Source organism: Ignavibacteriota bacterium (genome assembly GCA_016716225.1).
Classification (GTDB): Bacteria; Bacteroidota; Ignavibacteria; order Ignavibacteriales; family Melioribacteraceae.
Map to the genome: position 1 here is coordinate 340,835 of JADJWT010000001.1, position 14,191 is coordinate 355,025.

Sequence of the window (14,191 nt, forward strand, 5' to 3'; positions counted from 1 at the left end):
CAATTTTCATATTAAATAAGTAAAATTGTAAAAAAATATTGACTTTTTACAATTCAGAGTAATTTTATCCTTGATTTTATTATAATTTATCCTTACATATATAAAGTAATCTTTCAAATTATTTTTCTAAAATAATACATTATATCAGTCTAAAATGCATCAACAACAATTAAATATTTCATCAATCCAAAAAAATTTGCCCAAAATTATGGATATGGTAATTCACGGGGATGAAATTATTATCACAAAATCTGATGTTCCAATTGCAAAAATATCCCCCATTGAAGAAACAAGACCAAAATTTACAAGTAGTTTTTTAAGGGCAAAATCGATTGAAACAAAAAGAAGTATTTTTATGGATTCTCCGGAAAATTGGTTCGGTTAAAAAAATAAACAATATTTTGGGGAAATTTAAACTTTTTTAACTTCTTTTCATTTCTATTTTTTGGAATAAAACCAACAAGGGATATTCATAAATTTTCCAGCGAAAAATTGTTTCAAAAATTCATCTAAAACTTAAAATCAATCCCATCAAACTTTAATAAATAATTTATCTAAATTTGTAATTAAACAGAAAATAATTAGCATCAGTTTAATTACATTTGTGTAAATAACTTTTCTAATTTGGATTAAAATATTATAATTATGGAAAACTTGAAAATTAAATTTGCCGAAGAAAGAGATATTCCAATAATTTTAGATTTTATTAAAAGATTAGCAGAATATGAAAAATTATCTCATCAAGTAATTGCAACTGAAAAAGAACTAAAAAAAACTTTGTTTGATGAAAAAAGTAATGCGGAAGTAATTCTTGGATATTTTAATGAAACTCCCGTTGCGTTTGCACTTTTCTTTCATAATTACTCAACATTTTTAGCAAAGAAAGGTATTTATTTAGAAGATTTATTTGTGCTTGAAGAATATAGAAGAAATGGATTGGGAAAACAAATGCTGCAATTTTTAGCTAAACTTGCCGTTGAAAGAAATTGCGGAAGATTTGAATGGTCGGTTTTGGATTGGAATATTCCTGCAATTGAATTTTACAAAAAAATAGGTGCAGAATTAAAAACAGAATGGATTTTAACAAGATTAACCGGAAATTCACTTTTGGAATTTGCTAATGATTAGTATGAAAATAAAAGTAATCATCATTTTTTTATTTTTTATTAAACTAACTGCACAAAATAATGAAATTGGTGCGGGAATTGGTTTAGGTTCATTTATGGGAAATTTTCCGGCGCAGACAGTTTTTGGCGGAAAAGTATTTTATGAATTTCAATCGCCATTAATTTATTTTGATAAAATTCAGTTTCATTTTTCTGCAGCACAAAAGTTAGAAAAATTTCTTCCTGGAAAGTCAAGAATAGAATATTTCTCATACTTTTATTCCGTTGGAACTTCTGTTTTGTTATTTCAAAATCCGAATGAAAATTTTTATATTAGTGAAGGATTAGGTTTAATTTATTTGAATGACAGATCTTTCAGTGATATTAATACTTGGAATTTGGGATTGTTACTAAGTCTAAATTTTGCTTACCAAATAAATCCACAATCAAAACTTGGTTTTAATTTTGATTACGGAATGACGTTTACAAATACAAATTCGAGTTATACTTTATTCCTTCTGAATTATTCTTATAATTTAGATTTATAAAAATTCACCATCTTTGTCATGCTGAACTTGTTTCAGCATCTAAAATATAATTTTTAGATTCCGAAATAAATTCGGAATGACATTCCAGTAAAATTTTTCTAAGAATTTTATAACTCGTAAAGTTCTTTCATCAAAGTTCCATATTGCTCAAAAGTTAATGATTGTTCACCATCGCTTAGGGCTTTATCCGGATCCGGATGAAACTCAATCATAATTCCATGAGCGCCAACAACTTTTGCGGCTTTAGCCAAAGGAGCAACTTTATCTCTTACTCCAATTGCATGAGAAGGATCAACAATAATCGGCAAGTGCGTAAGTTCTTTCAAAAACGGAATTGCGCTTAAATCCAAGGTATTTCTTGTTGCAGTTTCAAAAGTTCTAATTCCACGCTCGCATAAAATTACTTGTCGGTTTCCGTGAGCTAAAATATATTCTGCAGCATTTAATAATTCATCAAGCGATGACATCATTCCCCTTTTCAGCATTACTGGTCGGTGAATTCTTCCGACTTCTTTCAGCAATGCAAAATTTTGCATATTTCTTGCGCCAATTTGCACAATGTCAGATTGCAAAGCAACGTTAGCAACTTGCTCGGAAGACAAAACTTCGGTAATTATAGGCATATCATATTTTTTTCCGGCACTTTTCAATTCATTTAAACCCTCAAAACCCATTCCTTGAAAACTATATGGTGATGTTCTCGGTTTAAAACATCCGCCGCGCAAAACTTGGGTTCCGTGTTCTTTTGCAAATTGTGCACATTGAAAAATTTGATCATGAGATTCAACAGAACAAGGTCCGCCGATTACAATAAAATTATTTCCGCCAATTGCTATATCATTAACTTTAATAATTGTATCTTCAGCTTTATAATCTCTGCTTGCGAGTTTGTAACTTTTAGGTTTAGAAGTTTTTTTTGGTTTTTCCGCATTTTGAACCGGCTCAACTTTTTTCTGATCTTCGGTTTTTCCGGCAGATGCAGCAAGAAAATCAAGTGCGGCTTTTCCAATTTCTTTTGTTGGGTAACAACCCAAAACTTTTAGAAATCTTGTATGAATTCCTAAATCATCCAACAATAATTTAATTTTTTCGTCTTGAATATTTCCTTCAAAATCCAAGTAAAACATTTCTTCCCATGGATTTCCAATTATTGGACGCGATTCCAATTTTTCAATATTTACATCAAATTTGCTGAAAACCGCTAAAGCCTTTAAAAGTGAACCGGCAGTATGCGCAGTTGCCATTACCAAGGAAGTTTTTGCCGGAATTCTTGGATCAATTAATTGAGATTTTCTTGAGCAAACTAAGAATCGAGTAAAATTTTCCGGTTGATTAGCAATATCTCTTTGAAGAATTTTTAGATTGAAAAAATTTGCGGCTTCTTCACTTGCAATTGCACCAAATTCAACTTTTCCTTCATCCTTAATTTTTTTTGCGGAAAGCGCAGTATCAGCAAAATATTGAATTTTAACATTCGGAATTGTTGCTAAAAATTTATTGCATTGTGCAGCAGCTTGATAATGAGCAAAAATTAATTCAAGTTTTCCTAAAGTTGTGTTTTCTGAGCCAACTAAACAATGTTTAACTTGAAATTTTTCTTCTCCGATAATTGATAATTTTGTGTGAAGCAATAAATCATAAACTTCATTAATTCCGCCTGAAGTTGTATTTTCAATTGGAAGCATTGCAAAATCAGCTCTTCCCTCTTCAACTTCCAAAGCAACTTCATCAAATCTTTCTTTGCTGATAAAAATAATTTCCTTATTAAATTGTGCGAAAAACTTTTTTGCAGCCATTGAACTGTAAGAGCCGTCAATTCCTTGAATTGCAATTCTAATTACATCGGTTCCGTTATCAAACAGAGATTTTTGAAAATGATTTTGCTGCAAACGGACAGAATCATCAATAATATCATAGAATATTTTCGAAACATAATGGGAATCTAAGCCAATTTTTTTACCGGAATTTATTATTCGTGAAAGCAATTCAGTTTCCCTTTCCAAATCTCTAATCGGCTGATCAGATTCAATTTTGGATTCTACAACTTCCGTGCTTAATTTTCTTCTTTCGGCAAGTAATTGTAAAAGATCGTTATCAAGATTATTTATTTTTTTGCGTAAATTTTCCAGTTTTTTTGATTCTTCCATTTTACTCACATATTTTAAAATTTTGGTTAGTGAAAGTACGAAATTTATTGAACGTAATAAAGTTATAAAGATTGTGATTTATAACTATTTAATATAAGTCATGTTTATCTTATTATATTATTTTTATATATTTACGAATATAAAACATAAAACTTGATAAAATGATTCTGTAGTCTTATTAAATTGTTTTGAATTATTTTATGAAATTTCAACTAACAAAGTTCTATTTTTTTGTGAACTATAAAACTAAATAGGATATTTAAATCGATTTTAGAAAATAAATAGGGTTGAGCCAATGTCACAAAACAGAAGAGACTTTTTTAAAACTATAGCTGCTATTGGAGCTGGAGGAACTGCACTTTCGGCCGTAACTCCAAAAAAAAATATTGCAGCGCCGGAAAATCTTTTAAGTACTGAAAGAAAAGGTGTACTTGTTGATACTACAGTCTGCATTGGCTGCAGAAAATGTGAATGGGCGTGTAAAGGTGCTCATGATATTGAACAAGGCAATTATGAAGATTATCAAAATGACAAAACTTTTGAAACTAACAGAAGACCTTCTGCAAAAAGTTTGACCGTTGTAAATCAATATTTTGCTGAAGAAACTCCCGCAACAATTAAATTACAATGCATGCATTGCGATCATCCAGCTTGCGTATCTGCATGTATTGTTGGAGCATTTTCCAAAGTTGAAAATGGTTCCGTAATATGGGATACTGATAAATGTATTGGTTGCAGATATTGTATGGTTGCTTGCCCATTTCAAGTTCCAGCATTTGAATATGAAAAAGCTCTCGATCCAAAAATTGCAAAATGTGATTTTTGTTATGAAAGGACAAAAGTCGGTAAACTTCCGGCATGTATTGAAATTTGTCCGGTTGAAGCTATGACTTACGGAAAAAGAGAAGACTTAATTTTAGAAGCAAAGCGAAGAATTAAAAATTATCCGGATAGATATTATGATCACATTTTTGGCGAATACGAAGTAGGGGGAACATCTTGGTTATATATTGCGCAAAAAGATTTAGTTAGTTCTGTATTTCCAAAATTAGGAAATAACCCGGCCCCCGGAGTTTCAGAATCAATTCAACATGGATTGTTTGCATATTTTGTTCCGCCAATTGCAGTATATGCTTTACTTGGTGGAATTATGTGGTTAAGTAAAGATAGAGAAACTAAAAAGGAGAATACATAATGAGTCATTTACATTTACCAACTCCTATTAGTAAAAAGTTTTTCACACCGGGAGTTATTGTTTTATCGGTTATTGCACTAAACGGAATAATTTTTCTTCTTGGAAGGTTTTTCTTCGGAATTGGATCTGTAACAAATTTAAATGATCAATTTCCGTGGGGAATTTGGATTGGACTGGATGTTGCGGCTGGAGTTGCATTAGCTGCTGGCGGATTTACTACTGCAGCTCTTGGTCACATAATGCATAGAGATAAATATGAAACTGTAATTCGTCCCGCATTGCTTACTGCCATGTTGGGATATACTTTTGTTGCAACCGGTGTTTTTGTAGATATTGGTCGATGGTATTATATTTGGCATCCTTTAGTTATGTGGAATGGAAATTCAGCTTTATTTGAAGTCGGCATTTGTGTAATGATTTATGTAACTGTTTTATATATTGAATTCCTTCCGATTGTTACTGAAAGATTCATCGGCAAAGTTAATCTTCCCGGATTTTTAAGCAGATTTAATAAATTTATTGATCGATTATTACGAGCTCTTGATAGAGGACTTAGTAAAACAATGTTTGTATTTATAATTGCCGGAGTTGTACTTTCATGTCTGCATCAATCTTCATTAGGAACTTTAATGATTATAGCCGGACCCAAAATGCATCCATTGTGGCAAACTCCAATTCTTCCTTTGCTATTTTTATTGAGTGCATTTTCCGTGGGATTTCCAATGGTAATTGCAGAATCATTAAGCGCATCAAGATCATTTGGATTAAAACCGGAAACTGAAGTTTTATCAAGTTTATCAAAATTTATTGCTCCATTACTTGGTATTTATCTAATCGGTAAAATTGGAGATATGGTTATAAGAGAAACATTTGTTTATTTAGCAGAAATAAATTTCATTAGTATAATGTTTGGAATTGAAATTATAATTGGTGTAATAGTTCCATTAAGAATGTTTTTATCTCCTGAAGTTAGAAAATCTCCAACCGGATTATTCATCGCATCAATGCTTGTAATTTTTGGCGTTGTAATGAATAGATTTAACAATTTCGTAACCGCATATAATCCGCCTTATGCAGTTGAATCATACTTCCCATCAATAGGTGAAATTTCTGTTACACTAGGATTTGTAGCGATTGAAATTTTAATGTATAGACTTTTTGTAATGATATTTCCGGTAATAAGTATACCTTCAACAAAAGCAAATATTAAAACAAAATATGCTATTCGCGGAGTTGCAAAATGAAAATAATTAAATTATATATTTTTCTTCTCATCGTTTCGTCAACTTCATTTGGACAAATCACAAATTTAAAAACACATGCTCAAATGGATGTTGATTGTAAAAAATGTCATATTTGTGATACTCCGACAAAAGCAAATCCATGCTTAATTGCTTGCCCAAGAAATAAATCAGATATAATTAGACATTCACCGGAAGAAGGTCCAGATGAAATATTTTTAACGGAAATAAAAGTTGAAAAAGATTTATATAAACCAGTAAAATTTTCGCACAAGTTACATTCGGAAATGTCTCTTATGTCTGGAGGTTGCGTTTCTTGCCATCATTTTAATCCGCCCGGAAAAATCGTAAAATGTGTAACTTGTCACGAAACCGATAGAAAAAGAACAGATGTAAGTACACCGGATTTGAAAGCGGCATTTCACCGCCAATGTATTGGTTGTCATTCAACGTGGGAAGAAAAGACAGAATGTAAAAGTTGCCATTTATTGAATACTGAAAAATCCGAATCTAAAAAGGTAAAAAGTGCTGAAAATGTTCATCCTAAAATTACAATTCCAGCAAAAATTGTTTATGAAACAAAAGCCAAAGAAGGAAAATTTGTAACTTATTTTCATAATGATCATTCTTCTCTTTTTGGATTGGATTGTAACTCATGTCATACTCAAGAAAGTTGTGCAAGCTGTCATAATAAAAAGGAAAAATTTATTGCTGATAAAAAAGTTGATAAACATTCAAGATGCACAAGCTGTCATAATACTGATAATCAAAAAACTTGCAATCAATGTCATCAAAATTCAGAAGCCAAACCTTTTGATCATAAATTAAAAACCGGATTTGCTTTAGTGGGTTATCATAACATTTCCGATTGCAGTCAATGCCACAAAGAAAAAAATAAATTCACTGGATTAAAACCAGATTGTGTTTATTGCCATAAAAATAATGATGGAGTTTTTGATCATAATATTACCGGATTAAAATTAGATGATATCCACATTGAATTTTATTGCGAAAATTGTCATGCAAAAAATAATTATACAGTAAAACCGACTTGCGATGAATGTCACGATGATGTTAGTTATCCAGATGATTTGCCTGGAGAAAAAATAAAATGAAAGTTTTTCTATTTAATAAAATTGGAATGCGACTGATATTAGCTGTTTCAATAACAGTAATATTGATTCTTGCAACTTTTGCATATTTCAGCATAACATCACAATCAGATAATTTAATTTCTGAAGTTGAAAGACATGCAAATCAGTTAAGTGAAACAATTAGGCACAGTACTCGTTTTGATATGCTCTCAAATAGAAGAGATCACATTCACAATATTATTAATAGAATTGGTGAGGAAAAAAGTATCAGAAATATTAGAGTGTTGAATAAAGAAGGCGAAATTATTTATTCAACAGAAGAAAAAGAAATTGGAGATATGGTTGATAAAAATGCAGAAAGTTGTTACGCATGCCATGCAAAAGATCAGCCTCTTCAAAAATTATCAATAAAAGAAAGAACAAGAATTTTTAGAGTTGATCCGGATTCATCAAGAATATTGGGAATTATTAATCCAATTTATAATGAAAAAAGTTGTTGGGAGGCTGAGTGCCATGCTCATCCAGAAGATAAAACTGTTTTGGGTGTTTTGGATATTTCCGTTTCACTTTATGAAGTTGATCATTTAACACAAAACAGTACAATGAATGTAATTCTTTTTGCAATTGTTGCAACATTAATATTAGCCACAATTGTAAGAATGTTGGTTAAGAATTTAATTCAAAAACCGGTAAGAAATTTGGTTGAAGCAACAAATTATGTTGCAGTTGGAAATTTAAATTACAGAATTGATTCAAAAAGAAAAGATGAACTTGGAAGACTTGCAAATTCGTTTGATAATATGACAAAGAAGATTTCTGAAATGAGAATGCAATTATTCCAATCTGATAAAATGGCTTCAATCGGTAAACTTGCTGCCGGTGTTGCTCACGAAATAAATAATCCATTAACCGGGGTTTTAACTTACAGCAGTTTTTTATTAAACCGAGTTAAAGATAATCCGGAAATGAAAGCCGATCTTGAAGTTATTGTTCGCGAAACTAAAAGAAGCAGAGAAATTGTAAAAGGACTTTTGGATTTTTCTCGACAATCAACGCCTAAAAGAGGAAAGGTTGAAATTAATTCGGTAATAGAAAATGCGTTAACAATTGTTGTAAATCAATTAAAAATAAATCATGTTGAACTGAAAAAAGATTATGATTCAACCATTCCAGAAATTTCCGGAGATTCAAATCAAATTCAACAAGTGATTCTTAACTTAATTGTAAATGCCATTGATGCAATCGGAAGTAAAGGCGGAGTTATTTCAATTAAAACAAGTCAAATAAAACTTTCCCCTTATGGAATTACTCAAATTAGAAAAGCATTGTGTCCAAAAGGTCATGACCTAATAGATGAAGAACATAAAATTAACGGAAGACCTTCAATTAAGTTAAAAGCTAAATCCGGAAATAATGAAGGTTTTATTCACCTTGACCCAATTTATGGCAATCATAATCATCATTACGGTATACAATTTAATAAAAATGAAATTGTGAAATTATCTTGTCCAGAATGTGGAATTTCACTTTTAGATGAAACTGAAATTGGTCCAAATTGCGATGCACCAATTTACAAATTAATGATTCCCGAACAAGGAATTTTAAAAGGCTGCACAAAATACGGATGCAATTGGCAAAAGTGGGAATTTATTGATGAAAGTGGCGATCATAATTATGTCGAAATTGTAATAGCTGATTCTGGTTGCGGGATTGACAAAAATGATATGGATAAAATTTTTGATCCGTTCTTTTCTACAAAAGGACAAAAAGGTACCGGACTTGGTCTTTCTGTAATTTGGGGAATTGTTGATAATCACAGAGGAAAAATTTCAGTTGATAGTGAAGTGGGAAAAGGTACAACATTTAAAATTCATTTACCGGAAGTATAATGGAATATTCAAAAGATATATTAGTTATTGATGATGAAAAAGTTATTCTTGATGCAATTCAAAAAATTGTCACTTTAGAAAATTTAACTTCTGATGCTTGTCTTGATGTAGATGAAGCTTTGGAAAAATTGGAAAAAGAAAAATACCGATTGATTATAAGTGATATAATGATGCCGGGGAAAGATGGATTTCAACTTTTACAAATTTTAAATCAAAAAAGAATTCCAACACCCGTAATTATTACAACCGGTTTTTCAACACTTGAAAACGCAGTTAGAGTTTTGTACGATGGCGCAATTGGTTTTATTCCAAAACCATTTACAATTGATGAACTCATAAGTTTGGTTACACGCGGACTTGTATATCAAAAACTTTTTAAAGATAAGTTTAAGTTAAGCAAATCTTCTTCAAATGATATTATTACTTATGTGCCATGTCCAACAAAATACTACAGACTTGGGCATGATAGTTGGTTAAGTTATTCATCGGAGGGAACAATAAAAATTGGTGTTACCGATTTATTTCTAAAATCAATAAACTCAGTTCAGCTGCTTGAATTAATGAAAATGGAAGAGACAATTTACCAAGGCGGGGTTTGTGCAAAAATTGTTGATAATAAAGAACTTGTTCATCAATTGCTATCGCCAGTAAGTGGAAAGATTATTGAAATAAATAATCAAATTTTTGAAATAAAAAATTTATTGGAAAAAGATCCTTATTTCGATGGATGGCTTTACAGAATTATACCAAATAATATTGATAATGAACTTTCAAATTTAACGCCGTGCAGTTCGGATTTTTAGTGATATTAAAAATAAACGGGAGATAAAATGGCACTTTTTATTTTAGCTGTAATAATTTTTGTAATAGCGGATATTTTAATTCGTTACATAATTAAGCGGGTTCAAGAAAATAAAATTAGAACTGAGCGCGAAAAAGTTTTAGAAGTTAGTTTAAATTTAGATTACTCTAAAGAAGCTAAAACTTTAAAAAGAGCAGAAGTTGAAAATCCAAAAGCCAAAATTCTTTGTGTTGATGATGAAGAAATTATACTTTCCAGTTTTAGAAAAATTCTTGTTCTTGATGGATATGCAGTTGATACCGTTGAAACCGGACAAGAGGCTCTTCACTTAGTTCAAATAAATCACTATGATTTTGTTTTTACAGATTTGAAAATGCCATCAATGGATGGAGTTGATGTTGCAAAAGGTGTAAAACATTTAAGACCGGATATTGACGTTGTAATTATTACCGGTTATGCAACAGTAGAAAGTGCAGTTGAAGTAATGAAATTCGGAGCAATGGATTATGTACAAAAACCTTTTACCGAAGATGAACTTTTGGAATTTGTAAAAAAATCATTAATTAAAAGATTGGATAGAATTAAAAAAACTCTTCGTCCTCAAGTTCATATTTCACATCTAACTGGAAGTGAATATTTTAATTCTGGAGAATTTGCAATTCCCGGTGGAGTTTTTGTTTCTAAAAATCATTGCTGGCTTGCAATTGATCAAGACGGTAAAGCTAAAGTGGGAATTGATGATTTTGCAAAAAAAATATTGGGCAAAATTGATGATATAAACTTTCCTAATCTTGGGATGAAAATTACTGCAAATCAGCCGCTTTTCAGTATCAAACAAGGAAATAGAAAAGTAATTTTTAATTCGCCAATTACCGGAAGCGTAAAACAAATAAATGATAATTTGAAGGAAAATATTGAATCACTTGAAATTTCACCTTATGAAAATAATTGGATTTGCTCAATCGATGCAGATCATTTAGACAATGAAATTACGAATTTAAAAATTGGAAATTCTGCGGTTACACTTTATCAAGAAGATATTGAAAAATATATGGATGAAATTTCCAAATTAAAAAACGATACCGAGGAAAAGAAAGATTCGATATTTAAAGGTGAAGTTGCTGAATTAAATGATTTTGATTTTGACAAAATTGTTGCAAAATTTTTTACTGCTTAAAAGTTAGTCCAGTTGACAAAATGGATTAATCTTAATAACTTGTTTTAGAGTTAGGTATTCTTTTACATTTATAAAGATTATAATCCATTTTGTAACTAACTGGGTTACTTTGTGTTTGTTATAATTTTACTATTAATAAGTTCTTCAATATTCTTTTCGCAAACATCCGATGTATGTTTGGACTGCCACAGCGATAAAGATTTAACTTCAAAAAAGAATGCAAAAATAATTTCTTTATATGTTGATAAAACAATTTTAGAAAAATCTATTCATCCAAATGTTGAATGTATTGACTGCCATGTTGATTTTGATCCGGAAAATATACCTCATAAAGAAGGTTTAAATATTTCTAAAGTTGATTGCTCAAAATGCCACAATGAAATTGTTGATCAGTATGAAAAAAGTTTACATGGAATTGCTTTAAGGAAAGGAAAATATTTAGCACCAAATTGCGCAACTTGTCATAATAAACACAATATTCTTAGTAGTAAAAATCCTAATTCAAAAACATATAAAATGAATATTCCACAGCTTTGTGGAAATTGTCATAAAGATGGAACAAAAGTTTCGGAATTAAAAGATATTGATCAAAAACATATTCTGGAAAATTATTCGGAATCAATTCACGGTGATGGGTTATTTAAAAGAGGTTTAATTGTAACTGCAGTTTGTAATGATTGCCATTCCTCACATAATATTCTTCCGCATCAAGATCCAAATTCTTCTATTAATAGAAATAAAATTGCAAATACATGCAGAAATTGTCATGCTCAAATTGAAGCTGTTCACGTTAAAGTTATTGAAGGAAAATTGTGGGAAACTGAACCGAATAAAATTCCGGCATGCGTGGATTGCCATCAGCCGCATAATGTAAGAAGGGTTATCTATGATGAAAAATATACAGATAATTATTGCATGTCTTGTCATATCAATAAAAATTTATATAAAGAATATCACGGTGAACAAATTTCCTTATTTGTTAATTATGAAGATTTTAAAAATTCTGAACATAAAGAAAGTTCATGCATAAAATGTCATACAAATATTAATGTTTCGAAAAATCCGGTTTGTTTGGATAGTGGACCGGTCGATTGTGCATCTTGTCATGCAGAACAAGTAAATGATTATCAAATAAGTTATCACGGACAACTTTTTTCAAAGAATAATGCAGATGCTCCATATTGCACAGATTGTCATGAAAAACATTATACAAAAAGCAAAGCTGATCCGCTTTCAAGAACTTTTAGAAAAAATATTCCAGAACTTTGTGCAAAATGTCATCGGGAAGGAGAAAAAGCTGCAAAACGAATTGATGGAAAAACGAGAAAAATTGTAGAAAGTTATCAAATGAGTATTCACGGTAAAGGTTTAGTTAAAAGTGGATTAATTGTAACTGCAATTTGTACTGATTGTCATACAAGTCATAAAGAGCTTCCATCATCAGACCCGCGTTCATCAATAAATGAATTGAATATTGTAAAAACTTGTTCGCAATGTCACTATGGAATTTATGAATTATTTGAGAAAAGTGTTCATAGCAAATCCGTAACAAAAACTAATAAAAAACTTCCAACGTGTTTTGATTGCCATAAATCTCACTCAATTGAAAGAGTTGAAAGAAGTGATTTTAGGCAAGGAATAATAGATCAATGCGGAAAATGCCACGAAGAAGTTACAAAAACATATTTTGATACTTTTCACGGTAAAGTTTCTAAACTTGGTGAAGTTGGTGCGGCAAAATGTTATGATTGTCACGGCTCGCACAATATTCTTCCGCCGGAAAATCCTAATTCTACTTTAAGCAGAACAAATGTTGTTGAAACTTGCAGAAGTTGTCACCCAAATTCCAATCATAAATTTGTTGGATATTTAACTCATGCAACACATCATGATCCGGAAAAATATCCTTTCTTATTTTATACATTTTGGGCAATGACAATTTTACTTGTTTCCACTTTTACATTTTTTGGATTACATACATTACTTTGGATTCCAAGAGCATTAAAAGAAAAGCGAGATAAAAAAATCAACAAAAGAATTAAATAAAATTTACAGGTAAATTGTGAACGAAATAAACAGTGAAAAACATTTTCAAAGATTTCCTCCAATTTTAAGATTTACTCATTTACTGATAATCATAAGTTTTATTTCACTTGCAATTACTGGAATGATAATAAAATTTGCAGATGTTGGAATTTTCCAAGCTCTTTCTTCCCTACTCGGCGGATATCAAGTTACAGGATTTATTCATCGTTTAGGAGCAACAATCACATTTTTATATTTCGGAATTCATATTTTTTATTTATTCAAAAAAAGTAAAATAAAATCCTTCCGCTATTTACTTTCCGGCGAAAATTCGATGATGTTCAACAAGCGTGATTGGAAAGAATTTGTTCAAACAATTAAGTGGTTTATTGGCAAAGCTCCAAGACCAGAATATGGAAGATGGACATATTGGGAAAAGTTTGATTATTTTGCAGTTTTTTGGGGTGTTGCTGTAATTGGAATCAGCGGATTAATTTTATGGTTTCCAGAGTTTTTCACAAGTCTTGGAATTCCCGGATGGATTATTAATGTAGCAACGATTATTCACAGTGATGAAGCATTGCTTGCCGTAGGATTTATTTTCACTGTTCACTTTTTTAATACACATTTCAGACCGGATAAATTTCCAATTGATACAACAATTTTTACCGGAAGTATGTCTTTGGAAGAATTTAAAGAAGATAGACCAAGACAATATTATGAAATGATTGCAAATTCGGAATTAGAGAAATATTTAGTTGATCCACCACAATATTGGTTAGTAAAAGCCTCAAAAATTTTTGGTTATACTGCTTTAATAATCGGTTTTTCAATTATAATAATGATTATTTACGCAATGATTTTTCTATATAAATAAGTTAAATTTTTGCAAATTTTATTTCGAACATCAATTAACTTTCAAGTTTGACAAAGTAAGAATTTCTGAATATTTTAGAAAAGGATATAA

At 30.5% G+C, this 14,191-nt stretch carries 12 protein-coding genes; 11 read left to right on the forward strand and 1 reads right to left on the reverse strand.

Annotated features, from left to right (window positions below; all coding sequences use genetic code 11):
• The first annotated feature begins 154 nt into the window (after positions 1–154).
• The 3 genes from IPM32_01495 (at position 155) to IPM32_01505 (ending at position 1,654) form a co-directional block, all read left to right on the forward strand.
• Entirely contained in the window at positions 155–385 is a 231-nt protein-coding gene (locus IPM32_01495; GenBank protein MBK8943920.1) for a hypothetical protein, read from the forward strand.
• A 260-nt stretch (positions 386–645) separates the two neighbouring features.
• Positions 646–1,128: a GNAT family N-acetyltransferase gene (locus tag IPM32_01500; protein MBK8943921.1), complete on the forward strand. Its 483-nt coding sequence runs from the start codon at positions 646–648 to the stop codon at positions 1,126–1,128.
• Positions 1,121–1,654 carry a DUF481 domain-containing protein gene (locus tag IPM32_01505; protein ID MBK8943922.1) on the forward strand — a complete coding sequence of 178 codons (534 nt, stop codon included), beginning with the start codon at positions 1,121–1,123 and terminating at the stop codon, positions 1,652–1,654. Before IPM32_01500 ends, IPM32_01505 begins: the two co-directional genes overlap by 8 nt.
• Before the next feature lie 107 nt (positions 1,655–1,761).
• Here the strand turns inward: IPM32_01505 and IPM32_01510 are convergent, their stop codons facing one another.
• The gene (locus tag IPM32_01510; protein ID MBK8943923.1) at positions 1,762–3,801 is read right to left on the reverse strand and encodes a bifunctional 3-deoxy-7-phosphoheptulonate synthase/chorismate mutase; all 2,040 of its coding nucleotides are present in this window, start codon (positions 3,799–3,801) and stop codon (positions 1,762–1,764) included.
• A 295-nt stretch (positions 3,802–4,096) separates the two neighbouring features.
• On the opposite strand from IPM32_01510, the gene IPM32_01515 reads away from it, so the two are divergent.
• The 8 genes from IPM32_01515 to IPM32_01550 all read left to right on the forward strand — a co-directional run bounded on the left by IPM32_01515 (position 4,097) and on the right by IPM32_01550 (position 14,101).
• The gene (locus IPM32_01515; protein MBK8943924.1) at positions 4,097–4,996 is read left to right on the forward strand and encodes a 4Fe-4S dicluster domain-containing protein; all 900 of its coding nucleotides are present in this window, start codon (positions 4,097–4,099) and stop codon (positions 4,994–4,996) included.
• A complete protein-coding gene (hybB, locus tag IPM32_01520; protein MBK8943925.1) occupies positions 4,996–6,240 on the forward strand; it encodes a Ni/Fe-hydrogenase cytochrome b subunit in 1,245 nt (414 codons plus the stop codon). Before IPM32_01515 ends, hybB begins: the two co-directional genes overlap by 1 nt.
• Positions 6,237–7,352 (forward strand): hypothetical protein, encoded by a 1,116-nt coding sequence (locus IPM32_01525; GenBank protein MBK8943926.1) that lies wholly within the window; start codon positions 6,237–6,239, stop codon positions 7,350–7,352. The genes hybB and IPM32_01525 overlap by 4 nt, the downstream gene beginning before the upstream one ends.
• 26 nt (positions 7,353–7,378) lie before the next feature.
• Positions 7,379–9,220, forward strand: coding sequence for a HAMP domain-containing protein (locus tag IPM32_01530; GenBank protein ID MBK8943927.1), 1,842 nt, complete (start codon positions 7,379–7,381; stop codon positions 9,218–9,220).
• Positions 9,220–10,023 (forward strand): response regulator, encoded by an 804-nt coding sequence (locus tag IPM32_01535; GenBank protein ID MBK8943928.1) that lies wholly within the window; start codon positions 9,220–9,222, stop codon positions 10,021–10,023. The genes IPM32_01530 and IPM32_01535 overlap by 1 nt, the downstream gene beginning before the upstream one ends.
• A 27-nt stretch (positions 10,024–10,050) precedes the next feature.
• Complete coding sequence (locus IPM32_01540) at positions 10,051–11,199, forward strand: response regulator (protein ID MBK8943929.1); 1,149 nt, start codon at positions 10,051–10,053, stop codon at positions 11,197–11,199.
• A 111-nt stretch (positions 11,200–11,310) separates the two neighbouring features.
• Positions 11,311–13,245 (forward strand): hypothetical protein, encoded by a 1,935-nt coding sequence (locus IPM32_01545; GenBank protein MBK8943930.1) that lies wholly within the window; start codon positions 11,311–11,313, stop codon positions 13,243–13,245.
• A gap of 16 nt (positions 13,246–13,261) precedes the next feature.
• Positions 13,262–14,101 (forward strand): cytochrome b/b6 domain-containing protein, encoded by an 840-nt coding sequence (locus IPM32_01550; GenBank protein ID MBK8943931.1) that lies wholly within the window; start codon positions 13,262–13,264, stop codon positions 14,099–14,101.
• Positions 14,102–14,191: the final 90 nt, after the last annotated feature.

Excerpts from the sequence above, each read along its gene's own strand:
- IPM32_01495 (MBK8943920.1), top strand. The coding sequence starts at position 155 with ATGCATCAACAACAATTAAATATTTCATCAATCCAAAAAAATTTGCCC.
- IPM32_01500 (MBK8943921.1), top strand. The coding sequence starts at position 646 with ATGGAAAACTTGAAAATTAAATTTGCCGAAGAAAGAGATATTCCAATA.
- IPM32_01505 (MBK8943922.1), top strand. The coding sequence starts at position 1,121 with ATGATTAGTATGAAAATAAAAGTAATCATCATTTTTTTATTTTTTATT.
- IPM32_01510 (MBK8943923.1), bottom strand. The coding sequence starts at position 3,801 with ATGGAAGAATCAAAAAAACTGGAAAATTTACGCAAAAAAATAAATAAT.
- IPM32_01515 (MBK8943924.1), top strand. The coding sequence starts at position 4,097 with ATGTCACAAAACAGAAGAGACTTTTTTAAAACTATAGCTGCTATTGGA.
- hybB (MBK8943925.1), top strand. The coding sequence starts at position 4,996 with ATGAGTCATTTACATTTACCAACTCCTATTAGTAAAAAGTTTTTCACA.
- IPM32_01525 (MBK8943926.1), top strand. The coding sequence starts at position 6,237 with ATGAAAATAATTAAATTATATATTTTTCTTCTCATCGTTTCGTCAACT.
- IPM32_01530 (MBK8943927.1), top strand. The coding sequence starts at position 7,379 with ATGCGACTGATATTAGCTGTTTCAATAACAGTAATATTGATTCTTGCA.
- IPM32_01535 (MBK8943928.1), top strand. The coding sequence starts at position 9,220 with ATGGAATATTCAAAAGATATATTAGTTATTGATGATGAAAAAGTTATT.
- IPM32_01540 (MBK8943929.1), top strand. The coding sequence starts at position 10,051 with ATGGCACTTTTTATTTTAGCTGTAATAATTTTTGTAATAGCGGATATT.